Source organism: Bacillus cereus group sp. N24, assembly GCF_016483345.1.
GTDB classification, from domain to species: Bacteria; Bacillota; Bacilli; order Bacillales; family Bacillaceae_G; genus Bacillus_A; species Bacillus_A toyonensis.
In genome coordinates this window covers 19,562-33,797 of record NZ_JAEHCA010000010.1, presented here as the reverse complement: position 1 = coordinate 33,797, position 14,236 = coordinate 19,562, and the positions used below count along the sequence as shown (strand labels likewise).

Genomic DNA, 14,236 nt, shown 5'->3' with positions numbered 1-14,236 from the left:
TCCGATTATGTATTACATAAGAAAAAAAACAGACCACCACATACGTGAAGTCTGTTTCTCCATCACTTTATTTTTGTACATCTGCCCATTTTAAACTTGTAGCTGGACCGAATTGATGTACATATAAATCTTTCACATATGGTTTTTGTAAGTAAGATAGACCGCGCTGGAATACCGGTGCAATTACTGCATCATCCAGAAGCATTTTTTCAGTATCTTGCAGTGCTTTCCAACGTGCTTTTTCATCGGTACCTAATTCAGTTTTAATCTTCTTAATTAACGCATCATATTCTGGATTTGCATACCCTGTATTATTTACAGTACTTCCTGAAAGGAATACTTCTAAATAAGTCATTGGATCTGGATAATCAGGTAACCAGCGTGATAACGACATTTCATATTCTTTTTTCTTCTCTAACGCTAGTTTTTGCGTATGTGGTTGTAATTTCACATTTACTTTAAGCCCAGGTAAGTTTTTCTCAAGCTGTTCTTTAATATATTCGCCTACTTTTTTAAAGTTTTCTAAGTCATAGTTTAATAACTCAAGCGTTACTTCATTCGTTCCTGTTTCTTGCTTTGCCTTTTCCCAATATTCTTTTGCCAGTTTTACGTCTGTCTTATTAAATTCGCCTGCTGTACTTCTAAAGTCTTTCTTGTCTGGACCTTTTAAAAAACCTTTTGGTACATAGTAGTTTGCAGCAACAGAACCATCATTTAAAAATGAAGTCGCAAGGCCCTTCTTATCAAACACTGTACTTAGTGCCAGACGCGCATTTTTATTTTTAAGAATCGGTACATTTTCATTGAAACGGAAGAAATACATGACTGGATCTGTATATTGTTTCAGTTCCTTATTCGTTTTATATTTATCTACAAATTCTGTAGAAATGACCGCTCTATCAACCTTATCTGTTTCATATAAATTTACCGCAGTTGAAATTTCTTTAACAATTTGATAGTTTACTTCATCTAACTTCACTTCTTGTTTATCCCAATACTTATCATTTTTCTTCATTGTAAAGCTAGCTTCATGTTTCCATTCTGATAATGTAAACGGTCCATTATATACCGTTTTATTTGCTTCTAATCCGTATTTATCACCTTGCTCTTTCGCATATTTTTCATTAATCGGATAGAAAGATGGCAAAATGAGTAGTTTCGTAAAATACGGTACAGGATGTTCCAGCTCTACGACAAATGTTTTATCATCCTTTGCTTTTACTCCTAATTCATCTAATCCTAGTTGTTTCTTATTTATTTTCTCCGCATTTTTCACATCATACGCAATATATGCATATTGAGAAGCTGTATCTGGATTAATAAGCTGATTCCAAGCATATACGTAATCGTGAGCCGTTACTGGATCTCCGTTAGACCATTTCGCATCACGTAAATGAAATGTATAAGTCTTTCCATCCTTACTAACCTCATATTTTTGCGCTCCGGCTTCAATTACTTCATCATTTTTCGATAATCGGAATAGCCCTTCCATTACGTTATTCAAAACGTTAAATGATACCGCATCTGTTACTTTCCCTGAATTTAATGATGGAATTTCACCCGTTTCTAGTAGCTGCAATACTTTCTTCTCATCTTTCGGCTTTGTAGCTGTTTTTTCTTTTGCGCAACCAACTAAAAATGAAGAAACTAATAGAGTACTAACTAACGAGTAGCGAACTACCTTTTTCATTTCCAAACCCCCTCTATTTTTTACGGTAAGTAACGGCGAGCACCAGCGTATTCTTCTATATATCCTGGTGTATTTAACGGGATTATTTCAACTGATCTTTCAGCTCTTGGTGAGTGAATCATATTACCATCACCAATATACATCCCAACGTGATGGACACTACCTTTCCCTTGATCATGCGCAAAGAAGATTAAGTCCCCTTTTTGTAAGTTTTCTTTATCAACGGCAACCCCCGCTCTTGATTGCGGTCCAGAATCGCGCGGTATTGTAATACCGTGCGATTTATAAATCGTATGTGTGAATCCAGAGCAATCAAATCCAAACCCACTTGTACCAGCCCATATATATGGTAAACCTAAAAACATTTTCCCTGTGTTGATTAAATCATCGGCTGTCGGTGTTGGAATATCCTCTTGAGAACGGTAAACCGCTCCATCATTTTTTCGTAGCCATGCTTTCTGTCCATTTGGCAACAATACGCGGTATGAAATGCTATCTTCACTTAGTAGCGGCAGTCGCGTATTATAGCTAACTTCAAGTGCTTTTTGTTTTTCAGAAGGATTTATATATAAAATTGCGGTCGGTTTCGTTACTAATACGAACGGTTCGTTTGTTTTATCTGCAAACTCTTGATTATACGTTAATTGTTTTTCCGGCATCCATCCCGGATAACCTTCTTCATTTCGCGGTGTCGGTTGTCCGTGTACTAACACTTTTACCCAGTCACCTTTCTTATCAACAACCGTTACTTCTTGACCGAGTAGTGCTTGCGTTTCTAATTTATTTGCATTTGTTAACCATAGTTTTTCATCGAGCGTCATTGATTTCGTCCATTTCCATAAATCAACTGGATTTGTTGCACTCGGTGCATCAATTGGCCGTAACGAATCAGGTGCAGTCCATAACGTTGCGGCAGATACATCTATAAACGCTTTGCTATCTTTCTTCTCTTCAGCATTTGCCGATGTAAACGATGAAAATATAAATAGAGTTGTTAATAATGCAGTTCCTACTTTTTTCATATATATCCTCCTTAAAAGGTAAGTTACTAGTCATTTCTTCTAAGATTACATATTCACTTTAGAATGAAGGTTTACCTTTGAGCCGGAGTAAGTCATTCCTTCCGGTTCTTCCATTAACCATAGCGGTGCATCAAGATCGAAATAATAAATATTTGGATGTGCAGCAGCTAAGTGTGCTACAGCACTAACGGAAAGTGAAGATTCCATCATGCTGCCAACCATACATTTCACACCTGCCGCTTCTGCAATATCTGCAATACGCCACGCTTCACGTATACCACCGCATTTCATTAATTTAATATTGATTAAGTCCGCATAGCTTCCTTGCACGAGTTTTAATGCGTCACTTGCTGAAAATATACTTTCATCAGCCATAATAGGCGTTTGTACATTTTCTTTTACGTACTTTAATCCATCCAAATCTTTCGCGTGAACTGGTTGTTCAATGAATTCTATATTTAAATTACGATTTTCCATCTCTTTAACAATAGAAACCGCTTCTTTTGGATTCCATCCTTGGTTTGCATCTAATCGTAACGTTGTATTTTTTGGTACGCTATTTCGAATCGCCTCAATACGCTCTAAATCTAAATGCACAGATTTACCAACTTTAATTTTTAAAGTTTGAAATCCTTTTTCTACATGTTGCTTTGCCTCTTTTGCCATAATAATAGGATCATCTACACTTACTGTAATATCTGTATAGATTTCTTTCTTACCGCCTAATAATGCGTAAAGTGGGACGTTTTGATATTGGCAATACACATCATATAAAGCGATATCAACCGCCGCTTTCGCACTTGTATTTCCTATACAACTCATTTGGATATGCTGTAATAACTGCTGAAATTGAATTATATCTTGACCAATTAAGCATGAACGCAGCGGCCCTAATATAGCTTCCTCAATCCCACTAGCGAAATCTCCCGTAATAACCGGTGTTGCGGCCGCAGCTCCTTTTCCAACAATTCCTTCATCTGTATGAATAAACACATCAATACTTTCAATTTCAGTTACGGTACGAAGTGCGGTTTTAAATGGAGTATGAAGCTTTACACAACGACGCTTCACCTTTATATCCGTAATTTTCATTTCGCTCATCCTTTCGTTGTCCAATAAAAAAATCCAGCCGCAAGAACTTCCTTACGGCTGGATTTTGTCTATGATTGAGTAGACAAAGCAGCAATCTGATTATATTTTTTTTTCGCATCTTTTAGCGCTACTAATAATGCCTTTTGAGATGAACCGAAATAACGATCTTTTATTTCTGTTACTAGCGCTGGATCATTAATATTTTTATGTAGAAATAAATATTTAACGAATTGAGATGTTAATGCAATTGTCGCTGAGCAATCTGCATCTACAATTTCCCCTGTCTCCTTCACAAGTACAAAAGCTACAAAATAGCTTTTAAACTTTTCCGTAATGGGATTATTTTGAGGCGCTTTCGCATCCCCTACGACATAAATTGTATTTGAAGCATACACAGCTATCTTCCTTTCTTATACGAGGATAACGGGTTTCTTAATAGTCGTACGAGCGATAAACTCAACATTCATTAAAAAATGTATCCGCTTACGAATATTATATAAAATTATCAGAATTTTAACAACATTTATCTTTACACATATTTCATAATTATGGATAATTGAATTCCATTGATGTAATGGCTTCAACTGTACATTTTACATTATGTTAGAACTCCTTGTACCATGCAAAAATTTAGCTTTTCTGTTTTCGTACTTCATTTACAAATAAAAAACAGTTAGCCAACGCTAACTGTTTCATTACTTTGGTAATACGAAAATCGTTTCATTTGACTTAGAAAATTGGTACTCTTTTCTCGCAAACTTCAAAATTTCCTCTTCATTATCCGTTAAATTCTCAATGTTAGTCTTTAGAAACGATTGATCCTTCTTTAATGTAACTAATTGTTTCTTTTGATTTGTAATCGTATCTTTTTTATTCATTATTATCTCTTGCTGTTTCGTTAAAATATATTGAACATACAAAGTAGTCGCTGCAATAAAAAGAACCATTAAAATAAGTCGTCTTAACTTCTTTTTGTTTATAGTACGATTGTCACTAGGTTGTGATAGTTGCTCTGGTATATTAGGAACATTTACTCTTTTGAGTTTCCTCATTTCAAGTCCCCCTAACCCATATTTTTCACTACCATAGGCACGTTTTCTTACTAAACTAAATTCTATTCTTATAAAATAAGTTCCTTCACAAAAATATCTCTCAAATTAACCAATTAAAGATAGTATTCGACGACATTTCCATATTTACATCGAGATTTTTTATGTATGCTGCAATAAAATAGTAGTTTATGTTATTCTTTTTCTACTATTGTAGAAGAGTTTTTTTACTTAGCACTTTATTTTATCTCCTCAACATAAGGATTCGCATATAAATCAATATCAAAATCAACTTTAATACTGTTAGCAAAATCAATTACTGGATTATCTAAATGAACAGCTGGTGTATGGCCATCATTTATTTTAATTACAATAGTGAATCTACATTCTAATCCAAATTCTCTTTTTAGTTCATTAATAATGGCTGACTTATCTTTTAGTTTTAGAATTACTTGCTCCATTACATCTCCTACATCTAATGATTCCTGATATCCTGTACTTATTTGCCAAGATGTATAGTTTCTTGTTATGTTTTCAGTTTCGTTTGTTTTTCTAATTATGTCCCCTTTTTTATAACTTATAGTTGGGCTTACTTGCAATCTTTCAGAAACAACCTCTACTGGAAATTCATCTCCGGACAGATTGAAATAAACCATTACTTGCGTTTCATCCATTAATCTCACACCTTTATTAAAAATAAATTATTATTTAATTCAATCGTTCCATTTTACTACAGACTACAAGTTGAATTTTATGCCAACCTATAACTAATATTAATATGAATCATTCTACAATTACATCTTTTTATTAAGATATAACATTTTTATTTTTATAAAGTAAAACTTTAATCAATGTGGGTTATGTTCACCCCCACTGATTATCAGCCCTCACCAATCGGTCCAGCCCCATTCCCACCTAACTTCTTTGCCCCAGCCGAGTTTTGAGGTGGGAGTTTTACTTCCCGGCAAATAGCGTGATAAACTCTATTACTAACGGCGCATTACTTCTCCATTTAAAATTGTTTACATAATACTATTATTTTTATAATTTATTATCCCAATAAAAAAACAATCCATCTAACAAATGGATTGTTTTTATGTTTCATTTTTATAATTCTTTAAATAATTTAATCGTTTTTACCTTAACTGAATTTGATTTATAATAATGAAATAAAAATATATATTAAAAAACCGAGCACATTATGCATATCAAAAAATAGCTGCCTAATAAACATTTATCATTTGAAAGTTAAAATGTATTTTAACCTTTCATTTGAAAAAAATACGTATAAACCCTCTAAAATGAGCAGACTTATCATACTAATCTATAACAATTTTGCCTTCTCCCCTTACCTGTTTCCTTTAACACATATGATTTTAAAACAAGGGCAGTTAATGAATCCGTTAATGTTTTATATGATAAATTAGACAATGCCAATAGATCGTTTGTATATAACATTCTATGCTTCTCTAATAATAATAGTACTAATCGTTCTGACGGTTTTAATGTCTCATCACTTTCTAGTATAAAGTCTATATTTTTCATTTCTCTAATTATTGCTCCTTATATAAAAAAATACTTTAAATGATTATTTAATATAAAAATAATACATAACAAAATTTGAAGTATACTAAAATAACATCATTTTAAAACACTATTATACTATAACATAGAAAAAGCATTTCCCAAAATAGGAAATGCTTTTCTTAATTCACTTTCTTATATTGCTTATATGATTGTTCCAAACCTATATTATATTTCGTGTTTTTATCCGTCCAGTCTTCTCCTAAATTACCTGGCCATCCTGATGTATTAGCGACATATTTTAATAACTCCCAATCTTTTAATCCTTTTTTCACACCGCGCTCATATGATTTGACCATATTAATGATTGCTATTTTTGCATTGATTTGTGAATCCATTAAACTTTCTTCAGATAACGAGGCTGGTGCTAATCCGCCCCGATGCAATTGGAATAATCCAAATGATGTGCCATTATCCCCTATCGCTTTTCGATTCAATTTTGTTTCGTGGTCTGCGATAGATAGTGGAATCCAATCTGGAATACCATACCTCTTAGCAACTTCACCAATTATTTGTTTATTATTGTCAATCTCTTTATACTTCTCATATTTTGAATAAAGGGCATTCGTTACTGTTACTAACGTAAGTAATATGAATATATATTGTAACGCTTTTTTCATCATTTCATCTCCTGCTTTGTGTATGTTTCACTTCCTACTCACACTATAAAACCTTTATGTGACATTCATTTGACGAAATGATATGAATGATGCATAAGTTAATAATAAATTAAGTTTTTCTAAAATCACTTAAACAAATAAAAACGGTTCGTCTATCATGTTTTAAACATGAGTGGCTAACCGTTTTCAAGTGTCTTTTTAATTAACACGTTCTACCTTATATATTTCTTGCAATATGTGGTTTGCTGTAATGACTTGTTCCGCCGCCACCAACTACTACTTTACCGCCTTTTCCAAAGATTAATAATTTACTTGAACCATCTGCAAGAAGTACTATTACTTCCGCATGATCACTTGTAGCTACATAGATTACATAACCGCTTTTTGAAATACACGTTTCCCAATTCTCATCAAATTCTGATCTAACTACCCGATTAGAATACACTTGATTTTCAATTCTTCCTTGTTCTTCGTTTTCCAAATTTATTCTCCCCTCTTCCTTGAATAGTTGTATATATTAAAATAGCAGTCATGTTTAAAATAGTGACCGATTTTAACATAAATAGTATATGTAGGTAGTAGGAGAATGCTTGGACAATGAAAACGTATCAGCATTTAAAAATTTTACAATCCAAACTTCTCTTTAATCATTTCCGCTACTTCTTTTGCACTCAAGTAAGTATTATTAATTTTTATATACTCTTCTTTTTCAATTTCACCATGAAGAGAGTTTAATCTATGCTTTTTCATCGTTTCTTTTAAATTATTTTCAGACCATTCAATATCTCTTTTTTTCGGTTTATGTTCTAATCTATGCGGGCTTTTATTCCGTTCTAATCTTTCATCTAATTCCGCTTCCAGCTCTACAAAATATACCGTCCCACCTTTTGATTCAAAAATACTTACTACATGATGTATATAATCCCAATCGGATTGGAGGTCAAATGCCCATACATAAGTAAAAATCATTCCAGATAAATCACTTTTAGATACTTCTTCAAATATTTCATTACGAAATAAACTTACTAGTCTTTTTGCTTGTTTCGTACTGTAATCAAAAATTGGACTTACTAAATCAATTGTCATATGGTTATGAAAAAGTTTTAAACCGGTTAATGTTGCTAATTCTTGCCCCACTGTCATTTTCCCAACTGCTTGTGGGCCAAATATTAATATGAATTTCATTTATTTCCCTCCTATCTTTCTCTATAAACAATTACACAAAATAGAAAATAAGGCAGTCGATTTCGTATCGATTGCCTTATTTTTATTAATAGTTTCTGTACTATTTTTTTCGTACAGCTTCAAACGTAATCATTTGATTTGCATTTGACGGCTCTTTTTCATATACATAGCCAGCAGAGCAAGTAATGTTAGAGAAACCAATACTTTCTAAAAGGAGTTTAAACTCTTCTATACCATACCACCGCATTGCAAAACGTTGTAGTTCTGTTTGCGCTAACTGTCCTTTACTCCACTTTTCATATTTTAAATATGATACAGCAATTTGGTTCAGCCAATCCATTTCAATTGATTTCTTTTCTAACGTAATTCCGTCTCCGTTTGGCAGAGAAAAAGTCGATGTGTGAATTTCACCTGTCTTCCAGTCATACGGAAGTATAAGATCTACAATTAAGCGCCCACCTGTATTAATATGTTCATACAAACATTTCAAAGCATTTATAGAATCCTCACGATTTTCAATTAAGCAAAAGGATCCAGTAGGAATGATAATCGCCTCATACTTATGTGGTAGTGAAAATTGTTGTAAGCTTCCTTCATATAAATTAGGATGTAAGCCTCTCTCTTTACACCGCTTACGGCAAGAATCTAGCATTTCAGGTGAATAATCTATCCCATCAATATTAAAACCAGCTTCAAGAAATGGAATAATGACACGTCCTGATCCTACAGCTGCTTCAAGAATTCTTCCTTTACAATTTTTCAAACGTTCTTTGTAATACTCAATATCACCATGTAAAGAATAACCGACAGGCTTTGTGTAATCATAAAGTTCTGTGCAAAGTGTACTATAAAAACTAAACATTTATTTTCTCCTCCGTTTTATACGTACGGAAGATTTCAATTCAATTAATCTTCCTGTACCTTTACTTTTAATGAAAATTCGAAAGAGCTGACTGTCATACTATATCACTCGCTTTCCATAGAATATAATCACATTGTATAATATTTCCTTCAAAATGAATATATAGAAATCGAAAATTCAGACTTATTCCGAAAGGATGATATGATGAATTCATTAATTGGATTTCTTTTTCTTCTTATCACTTTTAATGCTCTAATTTTCTTTATTGCAAAGAAGTATAGGCGAATATGGAAAATTGCCAGTGGCATTTTCATCCTTTCTTCCCCCATCATTTTCTTCGCGACTATGCATGTAATTGGTGAAAAAGTTGGAGATGGTTTCGCTGGAGGTGCTGCTGGGCTTACCTTTAGTGGAATTTTAATCCTAAATGCAATTGTTTTATTTGTTGTAAGTATTTTTAATAGAAATTCATAATCGCCTCCTCGTATTGATAAACAATTACACCCCAAAATTTAAAGAGCTTACTATATAGTAAGCTCTTCATTAAAAATCATTTATTTCACAATCGGTAATATTACTTCGCTTAATTTTACTGTAAGCTTCGTACCCGCTTTCGGTCTAATTGTATAATCATAGTCACTAGCAATTAAAACGATCCCAATTTGATGTCCTGCTTTAAATACATAATCATCTGGCTGCATGTCCCATGTAAATGTATAATCTTTTCCAGGTTGAAGTGCTGTTGAATTTTTTATACTATTTAAGTTTTGCGGGTCCATCCAGCCTCTCGTGACGATTTCAGGCTTTGCTCCACCGTAATCAACAAGTAAAGCTGTTAAATTCGCTACAGAACGGTCAATATTTCCTTTGAATGAAACTTGTGCTGTACCGCTTATTCGTGTATCTTTTTGCAATACTGGCATTGTATACACTAATCGATTTGCTACTTCTAATTCCGGGTTTGCTACTAATTGGTTTGATTTCATTTTTGCATCATCTACGAATGAGAAAGCCTTATTAGCAGATCCCATACTTAATGGCAAATTGACTGCTTTATTACTTAAATACATTCGGATTTTTGACGACACAGCCGCTGGATCTGGCCAATTTTTTAACTTTTCCCATGTTTTATTTTCTCGTTGTACATCAACCATTGGTTCATCCATAATTCCATTTTCAATTCCGTACAACCAATAATCTAACCATTTATTTTGTGTTTGCTGCCAGTTATTACTTGATGTTCCGCCGTGTCCACCTTGATGTAACCACATTTTACGAGGTACATCATTTTCTCCAAGCGCATCCCACCATTGCGCGAACTGCTTCGTTTTTACGTTCCAATCGTTTAAACCGTGAACGACAAATACGCTCGCTTTTACATTTTTAGCATCTTTCACATAGTTACGTTTATCCCAAAAATCATTATAATTACCAGTTTTCCGGTCTTGTCCATCAGTGAGCTCTTTTATAACTTGTCCGCAAACTTCAGGGTTTTCCCTTGTTAGTACTGCTTCTGCCATATTATCTGTATCTTCCCCTTGATACCCACCTGGCGCAATGACTGCGCCATTTGCACGATAATAATCATACCAACTACTAATCGCTGCGATTGGAATAATTGTTTTTAACCCTTCAACTCCAGTCGTCGCAACAGCATTTGGTAACGTACCATTATAAGAAACCCCTGTCATACCTACATTTCCAGTAGACCAATTTGCATTTACTTCTTTTCCATCTTCTGTATATGCTTTCGCACGCCCATTTACCCAATCAATGACAGACTTCGTCCCCAATATTTCCTGTTCGTCTCCAGTCGTAGGACAGCCATCTGATTTTCCAGTACCGATACTTTCTCCTAAAATAACTGCATAACCTCTTGGCACGTAATAGTTTCCGTACGAACCAAGATTAACCGCTCCATACGGTTTTCCTTCATACGCATACAATTCTTCATCTACATTATATACAGGAACATCTTTTAATCCAGCTCGATATGGACTCATTTCATAAATAACAGGAACTTTCACATTCGGATCAGTTTTTGGACGCATAACCTTTACTGATACACGATCATTTTTACCATCGCGATCACTATCAACTTCTGTTTCTACAAACAAATTTTCAATAATCGCTTCATCAAGTGAGTAAATAGGTTTTGTCATCCCATTTTCTAATTCAATTTTTGTGTTCGAATGTAATGCTTCTGAAACTTTTCCATTTAACTTAACGCCATTTTCATTCCTGTTGTTTGTTTCCTTATTTTCTGCATACGCAGTCATAGTAGAAACTCCTGATGTAATTGATAAAGATAAAATAGCTGATAGTGTAATTGCAATTTTCTTTTTCTCCATGCCCTTCCCTCCCCAATACTTCTCTTCTTACTATACAACAAAATTACTGAAAATTCAGTTTATATTTTATACAATAACTTGAGAAATTTGTAGAACATTCTCCCTACGAGCTTTCAAAATTATATAGTTCCACTTAATACTGTCTTATAATCATAAAAAAGCATCGTCTCCTATTGAAAATAGACGATGTTTTTTAGTTTTTAATTAGCCCTTCTTCATATAAATATCAAACTGTATCTCTCCATCTATAGTAGAGACTCCATATTCAAAACCATGTCTTTCTAAAATACTTTTCACTATCGCTAATCCTAATCCTGTACCTGATTTTTCTTTACTACGAGAAGATTCTAATACATAAAATGGTTCCCAAATTTTATCGATATCTTTAATTTGTTCAGCATGAATACCATTTTGAATTTGAAAATATATACCATCGTTTCTATTTTGTAAATAAATTTCCACATTTTGATTCGTTGTATATTTAATCGCATTAGAAATTAAATTTTGAAACACCATTCCCATTTTATTTAAATCTGCATAAATGATTGTATCACCAACAGTATTGTTCACTTGCAAATTGATTTCTTTCGATTCCAGTTCAATCTTATGTTTATCTATTATACTTTGGACTAGTGGCTCAATAGGGAATACTTCTTTTTGTAATATATCTCTTTCTAGTTTAGAAAATCGTAATAACTCTTCAATTAGATTTGAAATTTGATCAGTTTGTTTAATAATTGTATCTACGTACGTACCATCATCTAAACCATCTTTTATTCCCATAGAATATGCTTTTACTAATGCGATAGGTGTTTTTAATTCATGAGTCATATCACCCATAAATTGTTTTAAATGTTCATTACGATCTGTTAAATCTTGATGTGCTTCATGCAATTTATCACTCATAATATTGATACTATTGGCTAAGTCTCCTATTTCATCGTTCGTTTTCACTTTCGTTCTTTTAAACTTCAAACGTGAAATTTCTTCTGCGACATCACTTAATTCTTTCAATGGTGTCGTGATTGTTTTTGAAAGTATCCACACAAGTAAAATAATGAGAAGGAGTGAGAAACACAAAATGTATAAGTAGAATGTATTTAACGTATTAATAATTTCATTTGAATTTGCAATAGAAGTCCCAATTAAAATTATCGTATCATCTTTCGCAATATATTTAGCAAAAAAGCTTGCTTTTACCTTTCCTTGATCATATAGTTTATTCGATTGCCCTTCCGTTTTCACTTTTATGACTTCGTCTTTCGTAATCCACAGTTTATTTAATGTTACCTTCTTTCTCATAAGTTTTGTGTGTAGTGCTTCGTTCATATCAACTATTGACTGGTTGATTGGCGTATACACAATTGAAACATTACTTTCATTTTCAATTGTATGGATAACATCTTCTAAATCTTTTACTGATGTATTTTGTATTTGCATTGTAAATTTATTTAAGTTTTCACGTGTTTTATAAATATTATATTTCGGTAAAAGATAATTAATTAATAATAAAGAGATCATAAAAATAAGAATAACCGTTAAAGAAATGCTGAAAAATAGTTTTTTTCCAAGTTTATTCACTTTGTTCCTCCAGACTATAACCTAAACCACGATGCGTCTTTATAATATTCTCTCCGATTTTTTTACGCAATCTCCTCACATGTGTATCAACCGTTCTCTCTTCTCCAAAATAGTCAAATCCCCATACGATATCTAACAATTTTTTACGCGTTAAAATCATTCCTTTATGATTTAAAAAGCACTTTATTAATTCTAGTTCTGTTTTTGTAATATCTAATTCTATATCATTTTTATATACTTTATTTTTGGCGAAATTTATCTTTACATCTTGCACTTGAATTACATCATCCTGTTGTACAAGCTTTTTCGCTCGGGTAATTAGTACTCCTGGATGAAATGGTTTTTTCACATATTCATCTGCCCCGCTTTGAAGCGCTGCTAATTCATCTTCACTTTCACTTTTCGCCGTAAGCATTAACACTCTTACACTTGAATTCTTTTTTATTTCCTGACAGACTGTAATACCACTATGTTTCGGCATCATCCAATCTAAAATAGCTAAATCTATTTTCTCATCATAAAAAATTTGAAGTGCTTCCTCTCCATCTTTTGCTAATAAAACTTCGAAGCCTTCTTTTTCAAAATAAGCTTTTAAAATTTTCAACATATCTTGTTCATCATCTGCAATCAATACTTTCATAATTTATCCTCCATTGCTTTTAAACAAAAACCAATTGTATCATACAACTTCTTTGTTACATGTATGTGACAGAAAAATATTTAAACCTTTTGAGGGTATAGTAAAGATGAGGTGTTGTATTATGAAAAAAAAAATCGGGGTCATTTCTCTTCTTTTCTTCCTATTATCAACAAATGTGCTCGCAAATACAAATCAACAAATTGAAGTGTTTGATTGCAAAAAAGAAATGGTCATTCAAAAACAATCTTTAGATCCAGCAATCCAAAAAGAAGCAGTTCAATACGCTAAAGCAATAACTGGACCATTTAAAAACTTAAACGTCGTTCCGAAAGATGGACATATGATAAAAATCCCTTTATCTAAACCTATTTCTATTACGAATCAATGGTTACATACTACAATAGACGAAGTACTTATACTGCTCCCACAAAATGAAAAACCTTATATTATGCTATATGATGATGAGAATAATCCGCATTTTTATTATGTAAAAGGTAATCCAAATAGATTATTGAAACAAATGAATGTTACATTATAATTTAAGAAAGATCCCACAAATA

Annotated in this window: 16 protein-coding genes; 2 read left to right on the top strand and 14 right to left on the bottom strand. The window is 32.8% G+C overall.

Features of this window, described 5'->3' with window-relative positions; translation table 11 throughout:
• Positions 1-67: 67 nt before the first annotated feature.
• The 11 genes from JDS95_RS15945 to JDS95_RS15895 all read right to left on the bottom strand — a co-directional run bounded on the left by JDS95_RS15945 (position 68) and on the right by JDS95_RS15895 (position 9,104).
• A complete protein-coding gene (locus tag JDS95_RS15945; RefSeq protein ID WP_199690666.1) occupies positions 68-1,690 on the bottom strand; it encodes a peptide ABC transporter substrate-binding protein in 1,623 nt (540 codons plus the stop codon).
• Positions 1,691-1,710: 20 nt separating this feature from the next.
• A complete protein-coding gene (locus tag JDS95_RS15940; RefSeq protein WP_000755463.1) occupies positions 1,711-2,712 on the bottom strand; it encodes a C40 family peptidase in 1,002 nt (333 codons plus the stop codon).
• Between the two features lie 45 nt (positions 2,713-2,757).
• On the bottom strand, positions 2,758-3,804 hold the full coding sequence (locus JDS95_RS15935) for a dipeptide epimerase (RefSeq protein ID WP_000704543.1): 1,047 nt from the start codon (positions 3,802-3,804) through the stop codon (positions 2,758-2,760).
• A 68-nt stretch (positions 3,805-3,872) separates the two neighbouring features.
• Positions 3,873-4,199 carry a DUF3870 domain-containing protein gene (locus tag JDS95_RS15930; RefSeq protein WP_000271325.1) on the bottom strand — a complete coding sequence of 109 codons (327 nt, stop codon included), beginning with the start codon at positions 4,197-4,199 and terminating at the stop codon, positions 3,873-3,875.
• A 300-nt stretch (positions 4,200-4,499) separates the two neighbouring features.
• On the bottom strand, positions 4,500-4,856 hold the full coding sequence (locus JDS95_RS15925) for an FtsB family cell division protein (RefSeq protein WP_001228732.1): 357 nt from the start codon (positions 4,854-4,856) through the stop codon (positions 4,500-4,502).
• A 236-nt stretch (positions 4,857-5,092) separates the two neighbouring features.
• Positions 5,093-5,527, bottom strand: a complete 435-nt coding sequence (locus tag JDS95_RS15920) for a DUF4279 domain-containing protein (RefSeq protein WP_085450272.1) — start codon at positions 5,525-5,527, stop codon at positions 5,093-5,095.
• A 640-nt stretch (positions 5,528-6,167) separates the two neighbouring features.
• Positions 6,168-6,398, bottom strand: coding sequence for a hypothetical protein (locus JDS95_RS15915; RefSeq protein WP_000789036.1), 231 nt, complete (start codon positions 6,396-6,398; stop codon positions 6,168-6,170).
• A 161-nt stretch (positions 6,399-6,559) separates the two neighbouring features.
• Complete coding sequence (locus JDS95_RS15910; protein WP_144467103.1) at positions 6,560-7,060, bottom strand: invasion protein; 501 nt, start codon at positions 7,058-7,060, stop codon at positions 6,560-6,562.
• A gap of 214 nt (positions 7,061-7,274) precedes the next feature.
• Positions 7,275-7,538, bottom strand: coding sequence for a hypothetical protein (locus JDS95_RS15905; protein WP_000426647.1), 264 nt, complete (start codon positions 7,536-7,538; stop codon positions 7,275-7,277).
• A 143-nt stretch (positions 7,539-7,681) separates the two neighbouring features.
• On the bottom strand, positions 7,682-8,242 hold the full coding sequence (locus tag JDS95_RS15900) for an AAA family ATPase (RefSeq protein WP_085450274.1): 561 nt from the start codon (positions 8,240-8,242) through the stop codon (positions 7,682-7,684).
• 100 nt (positions 8,243-8,342) lie between these two features.
• Complete coding sequence (locus JDS95_RS15895; RefSeq protein WP_195754672.1) at positions 8,343-9,104, bottom strand: class I SAM-dependent methyltransferase; 762 nt, start codon at positions 9,102-9,104, stop codon at positions 8,343-8,345.
• 204 nt (positions 9,105-9,308) lie between these two features.
• Between JDS95_RS15895 and JDS95_RS15890 the strand changes: the two genes are divergently transcribed.
• Complete coding sequence (locus JDS95_RS15890) at positions 9,309-9,578, top strand: hypothetical protein (protein ID WP_001086638.1); 270 nt, start codon at positions 9,309-9,311, stop codon at positions 9,576-9,578.
• 80 nt (positions 9,579-9,658) lie between these two features.
• On the opposite strand, the gene JDS95_RS15885 is transcribed toward JDS95_RS15890, so the two are convergent.
• The 3 genes from JDS95_RS15885 to JDS95_RS15875 all read right to left on the bottom strand — a co-directional run bounded on the left by JDS95_RS15885 (position 9,659) and on the right by JDS95_RS15875 (position 13,676).
• Positions 9,659-11,455 (bottom strand): Xaa-Pro dipeptidyl-peptidase, encoded by a 1,797-nt coding sequence (locus tag JDS95_RS15885; protein ID WP_199690664.1) that lies wholly within the window; start codon positions 11,453-11,455, stop codon positions 9,659-9,661.
• A 204-nt stretch (positions 11,456-11,659) separates the two neighbouring features.
• Positions 11,660-13,036, bottom strand: coding sequence for a HAMP domain-containing sensor histidine kinase (locus tag JDS95_RS15880; protein ID WP_001037231.1), 1,377 nt, complete (start codon positions 13,034-13,036; stop codon positions 11,660-11,662).
• Complete coding sequence (locus JDS95_RS15875) at positions 13,029-13,676, bottom strand: response regulator transcription factor (protein WP_000865955.1); 648 nt, start codon at positions 13,674-13,676, stop codon at positions 13,029-13,031. Before JDS95_RS15875 ends, JDS95_RS15880 begins: the two co-directional genes overlap by 8 nt.
• A 121-nt stretch (positions 13,677-13,797) precedes the next feature.
• Between JDS95_RS15875 and JDS95_RS15870 the strand changes: the two genes are divergently transcribed.
• Positions 13,798-14,214, top strand: a complete 417-nt coding sequence (locus JDS95_RS15870) for a hypothetical protein (protein ID WP_085450277.1) — start codon at positions 13,798-13,800, stop codon at positions 14,212-14,214.
• Positions 14,215-14,236 lie beyond the last annotated feature (22 nt).

Coding starts and splice junctions, on each gene's coding strand:
- JDS95_RS15945 (WP_199690666.1), bottom strand. CDS start 1,690: ATGAAAAAGGTAGTTCGCTACTCGTTAGTTAGTACTCTATTAGTTTCT.
- JDS95_RS15940 (WP_000755463.1), bottom strand. CDS start 2,712: ATGAAAAAAGTAGGAACTGCATTATTAACAACTCTATTTATATTTTCA.
- JDS95_RS15935 (WP_000704543.1), bottom strand. CDS start 3,804: ATGAAAATTACGGATATAAAGGTGAAGCGTCGTTGTGTAAAGCTTCAT.
- JDS95_RS15925 (WP_001228732.1), bottom strand. CDS start 4,856: ATGAGGAAACTCAAAAGAGTAAATGTTCCTAATATACCAGAGCAACTA.
- JDS95_RS15920 (WP_085450272.1), bottom strand. CDS start 5,527: ATGGATGAAACGCAAGTAATGGTTTATTTCAATCTGTCCGGAGATGAA.
- JDS95_RS15915 (WP_000789036.1), bottom strand. CDS start 6,398: ATGAAAAATATAGACTTTATACTAGAAAGTGATGAGACATTAAAACCG.
- JDS95_RS15910 (WP_144467103.1), bottom strand. CDS start 7,060: ATGATGAAAAAAGCGTTACAATATATATTCATATTACTTACGTTAGTA.
- JDS95_RS15900 (WP_085450274.1), bottom strand. CDS start 8,242: ATGAAATTCATATTAATATTTGGCCCACAAGCAGTTGGGAAAATGACA.
- JDS95_RS15895 (WP_195754672.1), bottom strand. CDS start 9,104: ATGTTTAGTTTTTATAGTACACTTTGCACAGAACTTTATGATTACACA.
- JDS95_RS15890 (WP_001086638.1), top strand. CDS start 9,309: ATGAATTCATTAATTGGATTTCTTTTTCTTCTTATCACTTTTAATGCT.
- JDS95_RS15885 (WP_199690664.1), bottom strand. CDS start 11,455: ATGGAGAAAAAGAAAATTGCAATTACACTATCAGCTATTTTATCTTTA.
- JDS95_RS15875 (WP_000865955.1), bottom strand. CDS start 13,676: ATGAAAGTATTGATTGCAGATGATGAACAAGATATGTTGAAAATTTTA.
- JDS95_RS15870 (WP_085450277.1), top strand. CDS start 13,798: ATGAAAAAAAAAATCGGGGTCATTTCTCTTCTTTTCTTCCTATTATCA.